Consider the following 15,682-nt stretch of genomic DNA (forward strand, 5'->3'; position numbering starts at 1 on the left):
CCCAGGTCAATGCCATCCGCCTGAAGCTGCTGAAGATCGGCGCCGTCATCACCCGCAACACGCGCGCCATCCGGCTGATGTTGAGCAGCCAGTACCCGGAGCAGGACCTCTTCCTGAAGCTGGCTGGCAAACTGGTGCCTGGATAGCACCGCGGCGTGCTGTCCCCGGCACAGAAAACACATGGGGGTAGGGGGAAGTGCGCCTTGAACTCAGGGAATTGATCAATATATAGCCAACTTCCAGCTCTGGGCGGCATCATCGCCACCCAACCTGGCATCTGGGTGCTGCTGACCAACCCGATGCAACATCCGGGCTAGGCGTGCCCCTTTAGCGCTATCCCTCTGCTCAAGTGACTGGGCTGGTTCACATACCTAGCGGGTCAATATCCCAGGCCGGTAGATGACACGAGTGGTGGCTTGAGGTAGTCAACGAGACGGAACCTACCATCTTAGGGAGTAGCGCACCACCGGCGAGGTTGAGCTGGAGTGGCGAATTATGCGATTGACTCGAAAGGCGTTGGCCCCTTTCCTTGATTGATCCCGCTTCACTAAAAAGTAGGGCGTTGATCTCGCAAAGCAATCGTAGACACCGAGCTAAGCGATCATTCGGGCATCGAAGGCCTCAGGGCTGATTGTCCCAATCGCACTGTGCCGGCGCTGCCGATTCTCGTCCATCTTGATGTAATCGAACACTTGCCGCCGCATGGCGCCTCGGGTCTCGAAAAGCTCGCCATTGATCTCCTCCACGATTCTATGCCTAGCGCGGCATGCCGCGGAAGACTATCGCCAAGCCCAGCTTCGGAGGTTCAGAGACATTCATCGTCGTGTGCGGGATAGCCCCCGAGAGCCCTGAAAGTTGCTACGTCGGGGTTCGCTGTCGGCCGCAGCTAGCTCGGGAGCCTGCTGAAAGAACAAGAAGTTGGCGTAGGGGTACGGCGACAGGGATGTTGATGTCAAGTATGAGAGATCGCTGCAGATAGCTATCCTCTTCACTCGTTGCTTTCCCGCCCCGCTGGCGCGCTGGCATCAATGATTGGGACAGCTTCCTTTTCAGTTAGCCGTATAAATCTAATCAAGACTTATTCGATTAATTAGACGATGGTCTATTCCGGCCCAGGATGCATAGCTTGTCCTGCGTTCAATTGCCCCTTGTCGGTCAAGATGAAGGTTTATGTTTAGGTCATATCCAATTGAAAAAATTGAGAAAACGGGCATTTCCCGGGAGAGGGAGGGGCTGCATCTCCAGTCGCTGATGTGTGACATGTACGTATCGTTCATACGACTTTAGTAGGTTTGACTCTGCACGAGGAGGGGCTAAGGTAGATCAATGTTAGATATCTAAGTATATCTGGCGTTATCACAATGGGTATCTAGGCATCCCCCTAGAAGGAGACCGTGAGCAATGCTGACCCCTGAAGAAAATGAACTGCTGTGTCGTGTCGAAGGCGAGGCCCCCATGGGGCAGATCATGCGTCGCCACTGGCTGCCTGCCTGCCTGTCGGAAGAAGTCGAGGAGCCGGATGGCGATCCGGTGCGGGTGAGGCTGCTGGGCGAGGACCTGGTCGCCTTCCGCGACACCGAGGGCCGCGTGGGCGTACTGGACGAGATGTGCCCCCATCGCCGGGCATCGCTGGTGTTGGGCCGCAATGAGGAGTGCGGACTGCGCTGCCTCTATCATGGCTGGAAGATGGATGTCGACGGTAACGTGCTCGAGATGTCATCCGAGCCGCCGGAGTCGAAGATGACCGAAAAGGTCAAGCACAAGGCCTATCCCACCCACGAGGCGGCCGGCTTCGTCTGGGTCTACATGGGGCCCCCTGACGAGAAGCCCGAATTCACGGCGCCGGTGTTCCAGCCGACCCCGGATACCAAGGTGTCGATCTCCAAGGTCATCATCGACTGCAACTGGGCCCAGATCCTCGAAGGGGCCATCGACTCGGCCCACTCCTCGAGCCTGCACTCCACCGACATGGTGCCCGCGCGGACCGCCGGAGCCGAAGCCACCGACAAGCTGTGGCTGCGTCCCTCCACGGACAAGGCGCCACGCCTGCAGGTCCAGAAGACGCGCTTCGGCTTCCGCTACGCGGCGATTCGTCGGCCGATCAAGGATGCCAAGACGCACGACTATGTGCGTACCACGCTATTCATTGCCCCCTATACCGTGCAGATTCCACCGAACAACCAGTACGACATCGCCATTCTGCACGTGCCGATCGACGACACCCACACCGCCTTTCACTTCATCGCCTGGGGCGACGCCGCCACCACACCGGATACGGAGTCCTGGCGCAAGTTCCTGGGCACGCAGATCGGTCTCGATGTCGATAAGAGCTTCCGTAAGTTCCGCACCCGCGAGAACAACTACTGGCAGGATCGGCGGATCATGCAGCTGGGCACGAGTTTTACCGGCATCAAGGGGATCCCCAACCAGGACATCGCCATGTGGGAAACCATGGGGCCGATCGCCGATCGCACCCATGACCGACTGGGCGCGAGCGACCTGGCGATCGTCGAGTTCCGTCGACAGATGCTCCAGGCGGCCAAGACCATGCAGCAGGGTGGGACAGCCATCGGTGCCGAAGAGCCACGCATTCCGCATTACAAGCTCAAATCCTTCCAGGGCGTTGTGACCAAGGAAACCGACTGGCGTGAGCTGGGGACGGCCCCGGAAGAGGCAGAGTATTACGTAGAAGAATGAGTTCATGACACCCGCTCAGCGGTACGGTCATAACTTCGCGTGGGAGGCGTGCTCGCCTCCCAGCATGGCGATTCTCTGATCACAACACAGGAACCCTGATGAACAAGCTCGAACTTTCCATTGCGGTGGGTAATTATGACCGCATGCGCCCCTTGATCGACGGTGAGGTACAGATCGATGGCGTGGACCCGGTGTTCATGCTGCATGATCCGGAAGAGATCTTTTTTCGAGCCTTCCGACATGCCGACTTCGACATCACCGAATTGTCGCTGAGCAGTTATACGGTGAAGACGGCGGCGGATAATTGCCCCTATATCGGCGTGCCGGTGTTTCCCTCGCGCGCCTTCCGGCATACCTCGATCTATATTCGTACCGATCGCGGTATCGAAACCCCTGCCGACCTTCGCGGCAAGCGCATCGGCGTGCCCGAGTACCAATTGACCGCCAACGTTTGGGCGCGTTTGTTCCTCGAAGAGGATCATGGCCTCAAGCCTCGCGATGTGACCTGGATGCGCGGCGGCTACGAGGAGCCTGGCCGGGTCGAGAAGATCAACCTCGATCTGCCCGATGGGGTACGCGTGGAGAACATTCCCGAAGGGGAAACCCTCTCCGGCATGCTGGCCGCAGGTGAGCTGGATGCGGTGATGGGGCCGCGCGCGCCCTCCTGTTTCGAGCAAGGGCACCCTCATGTGGGCTACCTCTACGCCGATCCACAGCAAGCGGCATCGGATTGGTACCGTCGCACCGGACTTTTTCCCATCATGCACCTGTTGGGTATCCGCAAGACGCTCGTCGAGCGTCACCCCTGGCTGCCGTTCTCCGTCTATAAGGCCTTCGAACAGTCCAAGGCCCGTGCCCTGGCCAAACTCAGCGACACTTCGGCCACCAAGGTGACCCTGCCGTTCGTCGAAGATCAACTACGGGCTGCGCGCCAACTCATGGGGGATGACTTCTGGTCCTATGGTTTCGCCCCCAACCGCCAGACCCTGGAGCGCTTCCTCCGGCAGCATCACACAGAAGGGTTGTCACGACGGCTGTTGGAGCCCGAAGAGCTTTTCCATCCCGCTACCCTGGAGAGCTTCAAGATCTGATCACCCTTGGCATGGCTGAGCCGATGTAGAATGACGCTAATTAACAGCCTTATAACAATCCATGACGACTGTAGACTACAAGGTACGATAATGAAAATATCACTCAAGAAAACCCTGATGACCGCGGCTCTTGTCGTCCCCAGTCTGGCGATGAATGTCGCCGCTGCGCAGAGCTACAATATGACCGTCGCCGGCGCCTCCCCCGGTGGACTCTGGTCGTTGCTCGGTGCTGGCCTGGATAGTGCCATGAAGGCCGAGTTCCCCGGCTCGACCGTCACCTACCAGACCTCCGGTGGTGGTCTCGCCAACGTGGCCGTCCTCCAGCGCGATGACGCCAGCCTCGCGATCATCGAGGATGCCGTTCTGCAGCGGGCTCGAGAGGGCGAGACGCCATTCCGCGAGCCGACCGACGATATCCGGGTCCTTGCCTATCTGTACACCTGGGCGCCGATGCAGGCCGTGATGCGTGAAGACTTTGCCGAGGAGTATGGCATCACCAGCTTCGAAGACATCGCCGAGATCCAGCCACCGATCACCATTGCCATTAACAAACGCGGCAATATCGCCTCGAGCGTGGCCGAAAGCATGCTCGAAACCATCGGGGCGAGTCCCGATGAGGTCAAGCGCTGGGGCGGTGACATCATCTACGCGGCCTCTGGCGAGCAATCGGGACTGATCCAGGACCGCCGCATCGACATGTTCCTCAACAGCCTGTTCGTTAACCAGAGCTCGATCATGCAGGCCGGGGCAAGTGTCGACCTGACCCTGTTGCCGCTGTCCGAGGACACCGTGCAGGCCGTCACGACGAGCACGGGCACCACGCCCTTCGTCATCCCTGGCGGTGCCTATGATTGGGCCCCTAATGACGTCCCCACCGTCTCGATCAGCGCCGCCCTGGCGGTGCGCAGCGATATGGACGAACAGCAGGCCTATGACCTGACCAAGGCCATCTACGAAAACTACGAGAAAGTGGCCGGCGTGCATCCAGCCATGCAGAGCCTGACCCCGGAGATCATGGCCTCCGTGGAAGTCGTTCCCTATCACGACGGGGCCGCACGCTACCTGAAAGAAGCGGGCCTTCGCTAAGTGGGTGAACCGGCATCAATGCCGAGGAGATATCGATGAATCAGATTCTTTCGATCTTTACGGGGACCGGCGCCAAGCGACAGTTAACGGGTAAGCTGGGGATGGCAGTGCATGGATGCGCTGCTCTGGTGGCCCTGGCGGTCATCTATACCACGACGATCGTGTACGTCGATCTCTATGTGATGATGGTGGTGTTCCTGTCCGCCATGCTGGCCCTGCTGTTTATCAATATCAGTCCAGGTCCCCTTGGGCGCAAGGACCGGCCAGGCCTGATCGACTGGTGCCTGGTGCTGGCCAGCATCGCCGTCGGCGTGTATTTCTTGCTGGAGAGTCAGCGGATCGCCGAACGCATCACGCTGCTGTTTCCACTGGAAACGCCGGACCTGCTCGCGGCCAGTGTGTTGCTTGCGCTTACCATCGAGGCGACGCGGCGCACCGTGGGCTTCGGCCTGACCAGCGTGGTTATGGTGTTTGTGGTCTATAACCTGTGGGGACATGGCCTCCCGGGAGCGCTCGGGTTTCGGGAAGTCAGCTATAACCACTTCCTGGATATCATGATGTTCACCTCGGATGGCTTGTTCGGCGTGCCGCTGCGTGTCGCCGCGACCTATGCCTTCCTGTTCGTGATGTTCGGGACCTTCCTGTCCAAGGCGGGAGGTGCCGAGTTCTTCTACAATTTATCGTCGGCGCTCGCCGGGCGTCGCACCGGGGGACCGGCGAAGATCGCCGTGATCTCATCCGGCCTGTACGGCACCATGTCGGGTAGCCCGACCTCCGATGTGGTCACGACGGGCTCCGTCACCATCCCTATCATGCAGCGTCTGGGCTACAGCAAGCCCTTGTCCGGCAGCGTCGAGGTGGCGGCCTCCACTGGGGGCAGCCTCTTGCCGCCGGTGATGGGCTCGGCGGCGTTTATCATGGCGGAATACACCGGCATCGAATACCGTGAGATCGCCATCGCCGGCATCGTCCCCGCTTTGCTGTACTACCTGTGCGTTTACGCCCAGGTGCACCTGCGTTCCCAGAAACTGGGCCTGCGTGGCCTGTCCAAGGAGGAAACTCCCCCGCTGAAGGGGACCCTCAAGAACGGCGGCCTGTTCATCGTGCCCCTGGTGGCACTGTCGGGCGCGCTGCTGATGGGCTACTCACCGACCTTCGTGGCGGCCATCGCCACCGCGGTGGTACTGATGGTCGCGATGGTGCACCCTTCGACCCGTATGGGACCCCGGGCGATCTGGAATGCCCTGGCCGTCACCACGCTACGCATGGTGTCGGTGGTGGCCGCCTGCGCGGCGGCCGGTCTGGTGATCGGCGGCATCTCCATGACTGGCCTCGGCGGTAAGTTTGCCGACCTGGTTTACTTGATGGCCGGGGACAGTGCCTTCCTAGCGTTGGTCATTTCCGCCGTGCTGGCGATCATCTTGGGGATGGGCATGCCGACGCCGTCGGCCTTCATCCTGGCCGCCGTGCTGGTGGGGCCCACGCTGCTGTCGATGGACTTCAGCGTCCTGCAGACCAACATGTTTATCCTCTACTTCGCGGTGCTCTCGGCGATGACCCCGCCGGTGGCGGTGGCGGCGTTCGCGGCCTCGGCCATCGCCGATGCCAGCCCGCTGAAGATCGCTGTCGGCGCTGTCAGGCTGGCCATCACGGCGTTCATCGTGCCGTTCGCGTTCGTCTACGGCGAGGGACTGCTGATGGTCGGCAGTTGGCAGGCGATCGCGGTCTCGTGTGTGACGGCGATATTGGGAGTGCTGCTGTTGAGTATCGCCGTGGAGGGCTACTGGCGTCAGCCCCTGGCCAGACTCCCGAGGCTTGGCTTCGGCCTGGCAGGGCTGCTTTTCATCACCCCCAGTTGGTGGGCCGTGGTGGCGGCCGTGCTGGTAGGTGCTGTGGCGATTCTTGCCTCCCCGCATCTGCGGCTGCATGGGCACAAGACCCCTGTATGACGGTGTCGTGCGCTGGCCGCTAACCCACAGATCGCGTCACCCCTGCCGATAAGCAGGACGGGATGGCCCCGGCAGCGTTTCCAGCGGCGTCGGGGCCACTGCCGCTGGTGATGCTACCCAAATCATGACGACCAAAGGAGCGTACATGTATCGAATCGATAGCCAAGCACTCGGCGAGGCGATTACCCGTAATGTCTCCGAGGCGCTGGAGGAAGACATCGGCAATGGCGATATCACGGCGCAACTGGTCGCGCCGGACGATCAGGGAGAAGCCCGCATCACGGCCAAGGAAGACGCGACCCTGTGTGGCGTCGCTTGGGTCGGTGAGGTCTTCCGTCAGCTCGATCCGGCGGTACGCATCGAGTGGCACGTGGCCGATGGTGACCGAGTCGAACCCGGCCAGACGCTCTGCCGTCTGACGGGCAATGCCCGCTCGCTGCTCAGCGGAGAACGCAGCGCGCTCAACTTCCTCCAGATGCTCTCCGGCACCGCCACCCGCAGTCGCCACTATGCCGACCTGGTTGAGGGCACCGCGGTGAAGTTGCTGGATACACGCAAGACCCTACCGGGACTGCGTCTGGCACAGAAGTATGCGGTCGCCTGCGGGGGCTGCCACAGCCACCGGATGGGACTGTATGACGCCTACCTGATCAAGGAGAACCACATCGCCGCCTGCGGCGGCATCGCCCCGGCGATCGAGGCGGCGCGACGCCTGGCCCCCGGTAAGCCCATCGAAGTGGAAGTGGAAACCCTCGACGAACTTCGGCAGACGCTCGAGGGGCTCCCCGACATGATCATGCTGGATAATTTCAGCCTCGAGGACATGCGTGAGGCCGTGTCGCTGACCGCTGGTCGGGCCAAGCTCGAGGCTTCGGGAGGCGTCACGGAAGCCACCCTGAGCGATATCGCTGCCACCGGGGTCGATTTCATTTCACTGGGGACCCTGACCAAGGATGTGGCGGCAATCGACCTCTCGATGCGCCTTTCGCTGAGGCAATAGTGCCAGGCCGACCCCGGGAGACGGCTGAAGCGCAGGTAAGAAGGAGGCCGGCGTCAGCGTCGGCGCGATCAGCTCGAGGAGCTATGGTGACTTTTGGTGTATGGGAAGTAACCGTCCGGCGAACTCACCTTCCGCTGAGGCCTGGAGCCGGTGACATTAGGTGCCCATCTATTAATAAATGGGCACCTATCATGACCACCTCAAGCACTGATCGTGAGATCCGCCGGCGACGTCGCTACGCCCCGTCGTTCAAGGCCAAGATCGTCGCGGCCTGCCTGCAGGGCGATGCCTCGATCGCTCAGGTCGCGTTGCAGCACGGGCTCAACACCAACCTCGTCCAGACCTGGATCCGCAAGGCCAAGCGCCAGAGCCAGCTGCCGGCCGTGCCGGACTTCGTGCCCCTACCGGCGCCGCCAGCAGCGACCGATCTGCCAGCGTCGCCTCCCGCTTCCGCCGGGGCCATCCGCCGGGGCCATCCGCCTCGAGGTGCCCTCGGCGCACGGCACGATCAGCGTGCATTGGCCGGTGGCCGAGGCGGCCCAGTGCGCGCAGTGGCTGAAGGAGCTGCTGGGATGATCCGCATCGACGAGATCTGGCTGGCCACCGAGCCGCTGGATATGCGGGCCGGGCCGGATACGGCGCTGGCTCGGGTGGTCAAGGTGTTCGGCGCGGCGCGGCCGCACTGTGCCTATCTGTTCGCCAACCGGCGCGGTAACCGCATGAAGGTGCTGATCCACGACGGTCTTGGCGTCTGGCTATGTGCCCGGCGCCTGAACCAGGGCAAGTTCCACTGAGCCGAGACCTGGCGCGGTGATCGGATCGAGCTGTCTCCCGAGCAGGTGACGGCGCTGGTTCAAGGCCTGCCCTGGCAGCGTCTTGGTGCCGACGGGGTGATCTCGGTCGTGTGATGCGCGGCACAGACGCGGCGGCCAGGCTATTCGCGGATGCGCTAATCCCGCTTCCGCCCGAGGGCTGGCATACTCAGCGGATGACCATGCCGACCGATCTGTCTCAGCTCTCTCCCGATCAGCTTCGCCACCTGGCGGCAACGCTGATGTCACAGGTGGAGGAAAAGGACAAGGCGCTTCGTCACAGTGAGCAGGTCAACCAGAAGCTGACCCATGAACTGGCGCTGCTCAAGCGCCATGCCTTCGGCAAGCGCAGCGAGCAGCTCAACGTCCTGCAGATCAGCCTGCTGGAGGAAGTGGTGGATACCGACATCGCCGCCATCGAGACCGAACTGGAGGACCTGAAGCTCGCTTCCGCGACACCGACGCCCAAGAAGGTGCCCCGGCGCGCCCCCTTGCCGCCCGAGCTGCCGCGCACCGAGATCCGTCACGACCCGGAGAGTGAGCACTGCGCCTGCGGTTGCCAGCTGCGACGGATCGGCGAGGAGATCAGCGAAAAGCTCGACTACACGCCGGGCGTGTTCCACGTCGAGCGCCATATCCGTGGCAAGTGAGTCTGCGATCACTGCGAGACGCTGATCCAGGCGCCGATGCCCGCACAGATCATCGACGAAGGCATCCCCACCGCCGGCCTGCTGGCCCAGGTGCTAATCGCCAAGTATGCCGATCACTTGCCACTCTATCGCCAGGAGCAGATCTTCGCCCGCGCCGGCGTGGCGATTCCGCGTTCCACCCTGGCCGAGTGGGTCGGCATCTGCGGGGTCCGGCTCCAGCCGCTGATCGATGCCTTGCATGAGCTGCTGCTCAGCGAGCCGGTGCTGCATGCCGACGAGACCCCGGTGCCGATGCTGGCCCCGGGCAAGAAGAAGACCCACCGCGCCTACCTCTGGGCCTACGCCACCACGCCTTACGCCGAGTTGAAGGCGGTGGTCTACGACTTCAGCGAGGGGCGCGGCGGCCAGCATGCCCGCGACTTCCTCGGCGACTGGCAGGACAAGCTGGTCTGCGACGACTACAGCGGCTACAAGCAGAGCTTTGCCAACGGCGTCACCGAGATCGGTTGCATGGCCCACGCGCGGCGCAAGTTCGTCGACCTGCACGTGGCCGACAAGTGCCAGATTGCCGGGCAGGCCATCGAGCTGATCGCCCAGCTCTACCAGGTGGAGCGCGAGGCCCAGTCGCTGAGTGGTGAAGAACGCCAGCGGCGACGTGACACCCGAGCGAGGCCCATTTCCGACGCCTCACATCGCTGGATGCTGGCTCAGCGCGAGAAGGTGCCGAACGGCTCAGCGACGGCCAAGGCACTGGACTACAGCCTGAAGCGTTGGACGGCGCTGACACGCTATCTCGATGACGGCGGGCTGCCGATCGACAACAATCGGGTCGAGAACCTGATCCGCCCCTGGGCGCTGGGCCGCTCGAACTGGCTATTTGCCGGCTCACTGCGCAGTGGCCAGCGGGCCGCCACCATCATGAGCTTGATCCAGTCTGCCAAGCTGAACGGCCACGAGCCTCATGCCTACCTGAAGGACGTACTGGAACGGCTACCGACACAGAAAGCCAGCCAGCTCCACGAGCTCTTGCCTCACCACTGGCAGCACATCGCCTGATCACTGACAAGCGGTGTTCGCCGATCGCTTACTATGGGAAGAGGTAGGAAGGGTGGCGTATCCTGTTGATTGATCTCGCCAGATCACAATCAACACGGAATGGATACGCCATGGCCGATTCTACCCTCGGAGCTCTTTCACAACCAGAACCCCAAGTCACCGACCCGCTGCACGCGTTGCTGCGCCAAGGTGCCCGTGACCTGATCGCCAAGGCCGAGCTGGCCACCTTCCTGGCGCAGTATGCAGTATACCGATCAGTGGCTCGACGATGGACGCCAGGCCGAGGTCCGCAACGGCTACCTGCCCGAGCGCACAGTCCAGACCGGGGGCGGGGATGTCAGCGTGCAGGTGCCCAAGGTACGTGACCGCAGTGGGGGTGGAGTTCGCTTCAACAGTAGCCTGCTGCCGCGCTACCTGAAGCGAGCCCGCAGCATCGAGGAGCTGATCCCCTGGCTCTACCTGAAGGGGCTTGCTATTTAAATCATGGATCCCGATGCCAAGTCCGTAAGGGGCTCCCACCAGACAGCAACTCCGAGACACCACCCTTGGCAACAACGTTAGTCTGGCGCACAAGGAAACGACCGGTGCTAGGGTGCGCACCGGTCACCATCTCAGCTTGTACTTGCGGTGCGGGCCTGACGCGCGCGCTGTTTCCATAACTGCCAGGGCCTCTCCACTTGGCCCTCTGTAGTCTCCATCGCTGAACTGGCCTCGTCGGCTGTGAGGTAATCGACGGGCCCGAGTCGAAGAGCATCGGCCTGCAAACGCGCATTAACTTCAACATAGATGGCCCGATAGACCACCTGCTTGAGCGTGGGAGCCGTCACGGTGGCGCCATGCCCCCGCATCAGTACGACGTTATGGTCACCGAGAGAGTCGGCTAGGGAGGCACCTAGTCCGCAATCGCGGATTAGAAGATCCGTGGCATGGCCAGCCGCCTCGCGAATCTCGAAGATTGGTGCCCCTTCGCCGAGGAAGCCGCTCATGTGGCACATCGGGCGCAGGGGCGCCGATTTCACGGCACTGAAGGGCACCACCGAAGGGGAATGGCTGTGTACCACCGCCATCACATCGGGTCGGGCTCGATAGATCTCCCCATGAATAAAGCGTTCGAGGTAGACTTTCCGGCCATCAGCATCGACGGGCGTGCCATCGAGCTCGAAGGTGAGGATATCGCCACCGGTGACTAGGCCTGGAGCCATGTTGCGTGCCAGGAGAAACCGCTCGGGATCGTCTGGGTGCCGGATGCTGACATGGCCGAAGGCATCTAGTACGCCTTCGTTGAAGAGAATGTGGTTGGCATCCACCAGGTCTTCAAGGAGTGCCTCCTTGTCTTGCTCCGTCGGTGTCGAGTCGTGGGTAGTCATCGCCTGTCCTGTGTTTGGGTCGTTGCCAGGCAACCTGCTCGCCCCGTCATTCGTTGGCTTCGGCCAGGTTGCTGATGATCTTCAGTAGGGTACGCCGAGTCGCCCGAAGGTCGTCGTCATCCACTCCTTGTATGGCGATGTCGTTGACCTCCTCGGCCAGAGGCACGAGGATCTCCTTCAGGTCGCGCCCTTTTTGCGTCAAGTAGATATGAATGTTCTTACGGTTGCCGTTCAATTGCCGCCGCTCAATCAGGCCCTTGGCCTCCATGGCCTTTAGGGCGGTGAAGGTGGTCGGCTCCATCACCCCAGCCTGTTCACTGAGCTCACGCTGTGTCAGTCCCTCGGTGACCCAGAGTATGCGCAGGAACGCCCAGTGGCCAAAGCTCACCGAGTGCTCCGACAGCCGTGTCTGGAGGCTCTTTGTCAGTACTCGCCCAGCGTCCCGAACTAGGTGGGCTAGTCGGTCGTCCGGGACGTCCTCCTGCCAGTGTCTAAGGACGGTTTGGGTTTCCTGATTGTTGCGTGCCATGGTGAGGTCCTCGAAGTTATCGTGATCCAACTTCGAAATTATACTCGACTGGTTTCTCCAGACTCACCTGATGGGACAACGTCACGTCTTGCCCCCGGTCGGCGGATTTGAGCATGGCCAGGCACACTTCCATGGTCGCCATGCCCCATTCCCCAGAGTGGATGGGCGGCCGGTCGTGGCGAACGGCTGCGATCAGCTCGTCGAGCACCTCACGTCTCGGTATCGCCGGTGGAGAGAGGGGCTCAAGGTAATGGTGATCGTCGGCATAGATCTCTACACCCCAGGGCGTAGGACGCAAGTCACCCCGCTCACAGGAAACCACCACGAAGCCGAAATGATTGTGACCGATACCAGCCAGGCTGGTATCAGCGAGTGACAGACCCGCGCCATAAGTGCGGGCGTTCTTGACCCTAGCTTCCTCCTCGGCACCCTGTAGCCGCGCCAATTGCGCCCTGGCCCTGCCGTAGTCCCTGGGATCGCGTGGTTGCCCTAGCTCACCGCGCCACCCGGACAGTTCGTCGCTATCGAAATGGGCGTAGCCGCTGTACGTCATGGTGGCGAAGGTGCCATCCCCGAAGGTCAGCAGGGCGCTATAGGCCCCCTCGGTAGGTCGGGACGGGTCCCAGCGTCCGGTTGCAGCGCGTACTCCTCTGGCGCGCCCGCCGCCGAGAAGTCGTACGACGTCGACCTGATGGGCGGCCTGACTGAATATCACACCACCACCGCGGGCCGTTTCCAGCTCTTCGGGGCGGCGTGGGCGATAAAGGAAGTCGGTATAGTTGAGAGCGCTGATCATTCGTACTGCCCCGAAGGCCTGGCTGTCGATCAAAGCGCGGGTGCGCAGATACGGCACATCAAAGCTGTGGCTGTGGCCCACCATCAGCCAGCAGCCGGCCCGACGCATGGAGTCGATCATGGCCTGGCAGTCTGCCAGGGAGAGTGCCATGGGCTTTTCGACCAGCACGTGTTTGCCATGCTGGGCGGCCATTTCGACATGCTCGCGGTGATATTGGTGTGGGGTGGCGATGTACACCACCTCTACTTGAGGGTCGGCGCACAAGGCTGCCACCTCGGCATGGGCGGTTGCGGAGAAGTCGGCGACGAATTGCTGGCGTGCCTCTTCGCGCGGGTCGGCCGCGGCCACTAGACGGATGCCAGGATGCGCCGCAAGGGTGGGCAGCAACAGCATAAAGCCGCGCCCCAGTCCTGCGATACCGAGTCTCAAGGGGGATTCTGACATGGGTGCCGCTCCAGGGGGATAGGCGGATTCATTCAGGCAGGTCGATCACCAGCTCCTTGGAGCAGGCGCGAGAGACGCAGACCATGATGTGGTCGACCCGTTCGGCGTCGGACAACACCAAGTCGCGATGGTCCGCTTCGCCCTCAATCAGCGTCGAACGGCAGGAGCCACAAGTGCCGCTTTCGCAGGAGTAGGGTACATGATGGCCGTTGACCCGCAATGCCTCGAGGATCGAGACCCCCGCTGGTACTGGGATCGCTTCGCCGGTCTTGTGGAGTCGCACGGTGAACGCCGTGTCGTTTTCTGCCGAGGCCTGCTTCTGGGCGCCGAAGTCCTCGAAGTGCACGCTGGAGGATGACCAATGGCCGGTCATGTCACGCACCGCCTCCATCAGGCCTCGCGGGCCACAGCAGTAGATGTGGGCTCCCTTGGGTTGTTCCAGCACTGGCCAGAGGTCGAAGGAGTCGTCCGGGTCTCCGTGGTCATGATGAATTACCACCTTGCCGCGGTATTCGGGACCGCTGAGTTCTTCGAGGAACGCGGTCTGTTCTGGCTCGCGCGTCAGGTAGTAAAGCTTGAATGGCTTGCCACCGGTATTGCGAAGGTGGTGGATCATTGACAGGATCGGTGTGATGCCGATGCCTCCGGCGATAAATACGTAGCGCGCCGGATTGCCTTTCAGCTCGAAGTCGTTGACGGGGGCTGACACCTGCAGGCGGTCTCCCACTCGCGTGTCATCAACCAGGCTTTTCGAGCCTCCGGTACCCGACTCTTCGCGCTTTACCGCGATCACGTAGCGGTCATGCTCCTCGGGGTCGTTGCACAGAGAGTAGCGGCGTACCTGCCCATTTGGCACCTCGATATGGACATGGGCGCCGGGGGTGAACTCGGGCAGCTCCTCGCCATCAGGGTGAGCGAATTCGAAACGGTAGATGCCTTCGGCAATGGCATCCAGCGCGGTAACCTCAAGCTCAGTCATGGGTACTGCATCGTCAGTAGTCGCCATGGGGGACTCCCTCGTTGTTGTAGTCTCACCAGATTCTTCTATATCTAAGTATTTCTATCGCTCGAATGCAAGGCTTGATATTGCGACTTTAGTCGTGCGGCATTGAGTTGGCGCCAGAAGGGCGATCGTGCATCGTCAATAGCTGCATAAGGTATTATTGATTCTTAAGTGCAGCATCCAGCGCAGCGCGGTGATCGCATCACTCACATGTGCAGGGGCGCGGTTAGCGGCTCAGAGGTTCGTGTGATTCGGGTAAGGCAAGTGACTGCAATAGCAAGATTTTTTTGGTTCTTCGCAGATCAGCCTGAAACAGGCAGGACTTAAGGCAAGGGCAGGATAGAGAAACGCGGGTAAATCCGGATAAGCTGATACTCGACAAACCTCTAACTTACTCCCGCCGCGTGCCAGGGGTGTTACCCTCGGGTCCCAGTTCTTCTTGAAAGGCTTCATAAGCTTTCTGGAAATGAGTCCCCATGTGCCCCTTGCACTGTGGCTGTGAATTGCCCCAGGGTTGAGTTGGTTCCGGGTCGTTGCTGAAGGTCGCCAGCGGCTTCCATAAGCCGCCAGCGATACATCGGTGAAATCAAGATCGAAGTCGCCAAGCTGCTGGCAGAGAGCGGGGCCCTTGGTTGGGCGTGCCGAGTAGCCCGCTTGATGCGCAGTAATTGGTTGGGCGTGCCGAGTAGCCCGCTTGATGCGCAGTAAAGAGCTACGAAACAAGACTGGTTAGCGACGACACCCCTGGCCCCTACGGTCGCTATCCGGTGAGATATTCTCCAAACAAAGCTAGCGATGGAGTAAGGAACAAGGGTAAGTTGGTTATCCATTTCTAGAGAAGGAATCCATACATGCGCGAGCAGGCCTCGCCGCCGTCAAGGATCCGCCGGAGGCTGCCCCCACGTTATGCTCCCTTGGTTTTCGCCTTCTACATGTCCGCTTTGATGACGCTGATCATGTGTCTGGTGATCACGGCGGTGACGGGGGGCATGGGGCCAGAGTACTTAACGACAGTGGCTAAAGCCTATGTCCGCGCCATGCCCGTGGCCTTTGTCGGGGTGCTTGCAGTCAGGCCGCTGGTGAACCGCCTTGTAGGATGGACGATCGCAGAGCATGAATCTCGCTGAGTCGTGCTGGCCCACCGTACCGGCGCCCGGAGGCCGGATGTGAGACTTGACCCTGTGGTAGCTTGCCGTTGGCAC

General features: G+C 61.3%; 13 protein-coding genes and 2 pseudogenes. 10 read left to right on the plus strand and 5 right to left on the minus strand.

What is annotated here, in order from left to right; translation table 11 throughout:
• Window positions 1–14: 14 nt before the first annotated feature.
• Complete coding sequence (locus KUW00_RS12890; RefSeq protein ID WP_409996291.1) at window positions 15–146, plus strand: transposase; 132 nt, start codon at window positions 15–17, stop codon at window positions 144–146.
• A 447-nt stretch (window positions 147–593) separates the two neighbouring features.
• On the opposite strand, the gene KUW00_RS12895 is transcribed toward KUW00_RS12890, so the two are convergent.
• On the minus strand, window positions 594–746 hold the full coding sequence (locus KUW00_RS12895; protein ID WP_222569234.1) for an IS3 family transposase: 153 nt from the start codon (window positions 744–746) through the stop codon (window positions 594–596).
• Between the two features lie 655 nt (window positions 747–1,401).
• On the opposite strand from KUW00_RS12895, the gene KUW00_RS12900 reads away from it, so the two are divergent.
• The 8 genes and pseudogenes from KUW00_RS12900 to KUW00_RS12935 form a co-directional block, all read left to right on the plus strand.
• Window positions 1,402–2,697, plus strand: coding sequence for a Rieske 2Fe-2S domain-containing protein (locus KUW00_RS12900; RefSeq protein ID WP_222569235.1), 1,296 nt, complete (start codon window positions 1,402–1,404; stop codon window positions 2,695–2,697).
• A gap of 98 nt (window positions 2,698–2,795) precedes the next feature.
• Window positions 2,796–3,788: an ABC transporter substrate-binding protein gene (locus KUW00_RS12905; protein WP_222569236.1), complete on the plus strand. Its 993-nt coding sequence runs from the start codon at window positions 2,796–2,798 to the stop codon at window positions 3,786–3,788.
• 117 nt (window positions 3,789–3,905) lie between these two features.
• Complete coding sequence (locus KUW00_RS12910; protein ID WP_261392160.1) at window positions 3,906–4,874, plus strand: TAXI family TRAP transporter solute-binding subunit; 969 nt, start codon at window positions 3,906–3,908, stop codon at window positions 4,872–4,874.
• Between the two features lie 35 nt (window positions 4,875–4,909).
• Complete coding sequence (locus tag KUW00_RS12915) at window positions 4,910–6,823, plus strand: TRAP transporter permease (RefSeq protein WP_222569237.1); 1,914 nt, start codon at window positions 4,910–4,912, stop codon at window positions 6,821–6,823.
• A gap of 145 nt (window positions 6,824–6,968) precedes the next feature.
• Window positions 6,969–7,823, plus strand: a complete 855-nt coding sequence (gene nadC / locus KUW00_RS12920; protein WP_222569238.1) for a carboxylating nicotinate-nucleotide diphosphorylase — start codon at window positions 6,969–6,971, stop codon at window positions 7,821–7,823.
• 191 nt (window positions 7,824–8,014) lie between these two features.
• Window positions 8,015–8,617, plus strand: a complete 603-nt coding sequence (gene tnpA / locus KUW00_RS12925) for an IS66-like element accessory protein TnpA (RefSeq protein ID WP_222569239.1) — start codon at window positions 8,015–8,017, stop codon at window positions 8,615–8,617.
• A gap of 194 nt (window positions 8,618–8,811) precedes the next feature.
• Window positions 8,812–10,341: pseudogene (tnpC, locus tag KUW00_RS12930) on the plus strand (IS66 family transposase).
• Window positions 10,342–10,451: 110 nt separating this feature from the next.
• Window positions 10,452–10,815 (plus strand): annotated as a pseudogene (locus KUW00_RS12935) (transposase); the annotation flags it as partial.
• Window positions 10,816–10,952: 137 nt separating this feature from the next.
• Here the strand turns inward: KUW00_RS12935 and KUW00_RS12940 are convergent.
• From KUW00_RS12940 to KUW00_RS12955, 4 genes are read right to left on the minus strand one after another with little or no spacing between them, the layout of a single operon-like run.
• On the minus strand, window positions 10,953–11,708 hold the full coding sequence (locus KUW00_RS12940) for a class II aldolase/adducin family protein (RefSeq protein WP_222569240.1): 756 nt from the start codon (window positions 11,706–11,708) through the stop codon (window positions 10,953–10,955).
• A 46-nt stretch (window positions 11,709–11,754) separates the two neighbouring features.
• Complete coding sequence (locus KUW00_RS12945; RefSeq protein WP_222569241.1) at window positions 11,755–12,237, minus strand: MarR family winged helix-turn-helix transcriptional regulator; 483 nt, start codon at window positions 12,235–12,237, stop codon at window positions 11,755–11,757.
• A gap of 16 nt (window positions 12,238–12,253) precedes the next feature.
• Complete coding sequence (locus KUW00_RS12950; RefSeq protein ID WP_222569242.1) at window positions 12,254–13,477, minus strand: Gfo/Idh/MocA family protein; 1,224 nt, start codon at window positions 13,475–13,477, stop codon at window positions 12,254–12,256.
• A gap of 28 nt (window positions 13,478–13,505) precedes the next feature.
• Window positions 13,506–14,483, minus strand: a complete 978-nt coding sequence (locus KUW00_RS12955; RefSeq protein WP_222569243.1) for a PDR/VanB family oxidoreductase — start codon at window positions 14,481–14,483, stop codon at window positions 13,506–13,508.
• Between the two features lie 848 nt (window positions 14,484–15,331).
• On the opposite strand from KUW00_RS12955, the gene KUW00_RS12960 reads away from it, so the two are divergent.
• Entirely contained in the window at window positions 15,332–15,607 is a 276-nt protein-coding gene (locus tag KUW00_RS12960; RefSeq protein WP_222569244.1) for a DUF2798 domain-containing protein, read from the plus strand.
• The last annotated feature ends 75 nt before the right edge of the window (window positions 15,608–15,682 follow it).

Origin of the sequence: Halomonas sp. DP5N14-9 (assembly GCF_019802175.1) — a bacterium.
GTDB classification, from domain to species: domain Bacteria; phylum Pseudomonadota; class Gammaproteobacteria; order Pseudomonadales; family Halomonadaceae; genus Halomonas; species Halomonas litopenaei.

Excerpts from the sequence above, each read along its gene's own strand:
- KUW00_RS12900 (WP_222569235.1), top strand. The coding sequence starts at position 1,402 with ATGCTGACCCCTGAAGAAAATGAACTGCTGTGTCGTGTCGAAGGCGAG.
- KUW00_RS12905 (WP_222569236.1), top strand. The coding sequence starts at position 2,796 with ATGAACAAGCTCGAACTTTCCATTGCGGTGGGTAATTATGACCGCATG.
- KUW00_RS12910 (WP_261392160.1), top strand. The coding sequence starts at position 3,906 with ATGACCGCGGCTCTTGTCGTCCCCAGTCTGGCGATGAATGTCGCCGCT.
- KUW00_RS12915 (WP_222569237.1), top strand. The coding sequence starts at position 4,910 with ATGAATCAGATTCTTTCGATCTTTACGGGGACCGGCGCCAAGCGACAG.
- nadC (WP_222569238.1), top strand. The coding sequence starts at position 6,969 with ATGTATCGAATCGATAGCCAAGCACTCGGCGAGGCGATTACCCGTAAT.
- tnpA (WP_222569239.1), top strand. The coding sequence starts at position 8,015 with ATGACCACCTCAAGCACTGATCGTGAGATCCGCCGGCGACGTCGCTAC.
- KUW00_RS12940 (WP_222569240.1), bottom strand. The coding sequence starts at position 11,708 with ATGACTACCCACGACTCGACACCGACGGAGCAAGACAAGGAGGCACTC.
- KUW00_RS12945 (WP_222569241.1), bottom strand. The coding sequence starts at position 12,237 with ATGGCACGCAACAATCAGGAAACCCAAACCGTCCTTAGACACTGGCAG.
- KUW00_RS12950 (WP_222569242.1), bottom strand. The coding sequence starts at position 13,477 with ATGTCAGAATCCCCCTTGAGACTCGGTATCGCAGGACTGGGGCGCGGC.
- KUW00_RS12955 (WP_222569243.1), bottom strand. The coding sequence starts at position 14,483 with ATGGCGACTACTGACGATGCAGTACCCATGACTGAGCTTGAGGTTACC.
- KUW00_RS12960 (WP_222569244.1), top strand. The coding sequence starts at position 15,332 with ATGCGCGAGCAGGCCTCGCCGCCGTCAAGGATCCGCCGGAGGCTGCCC.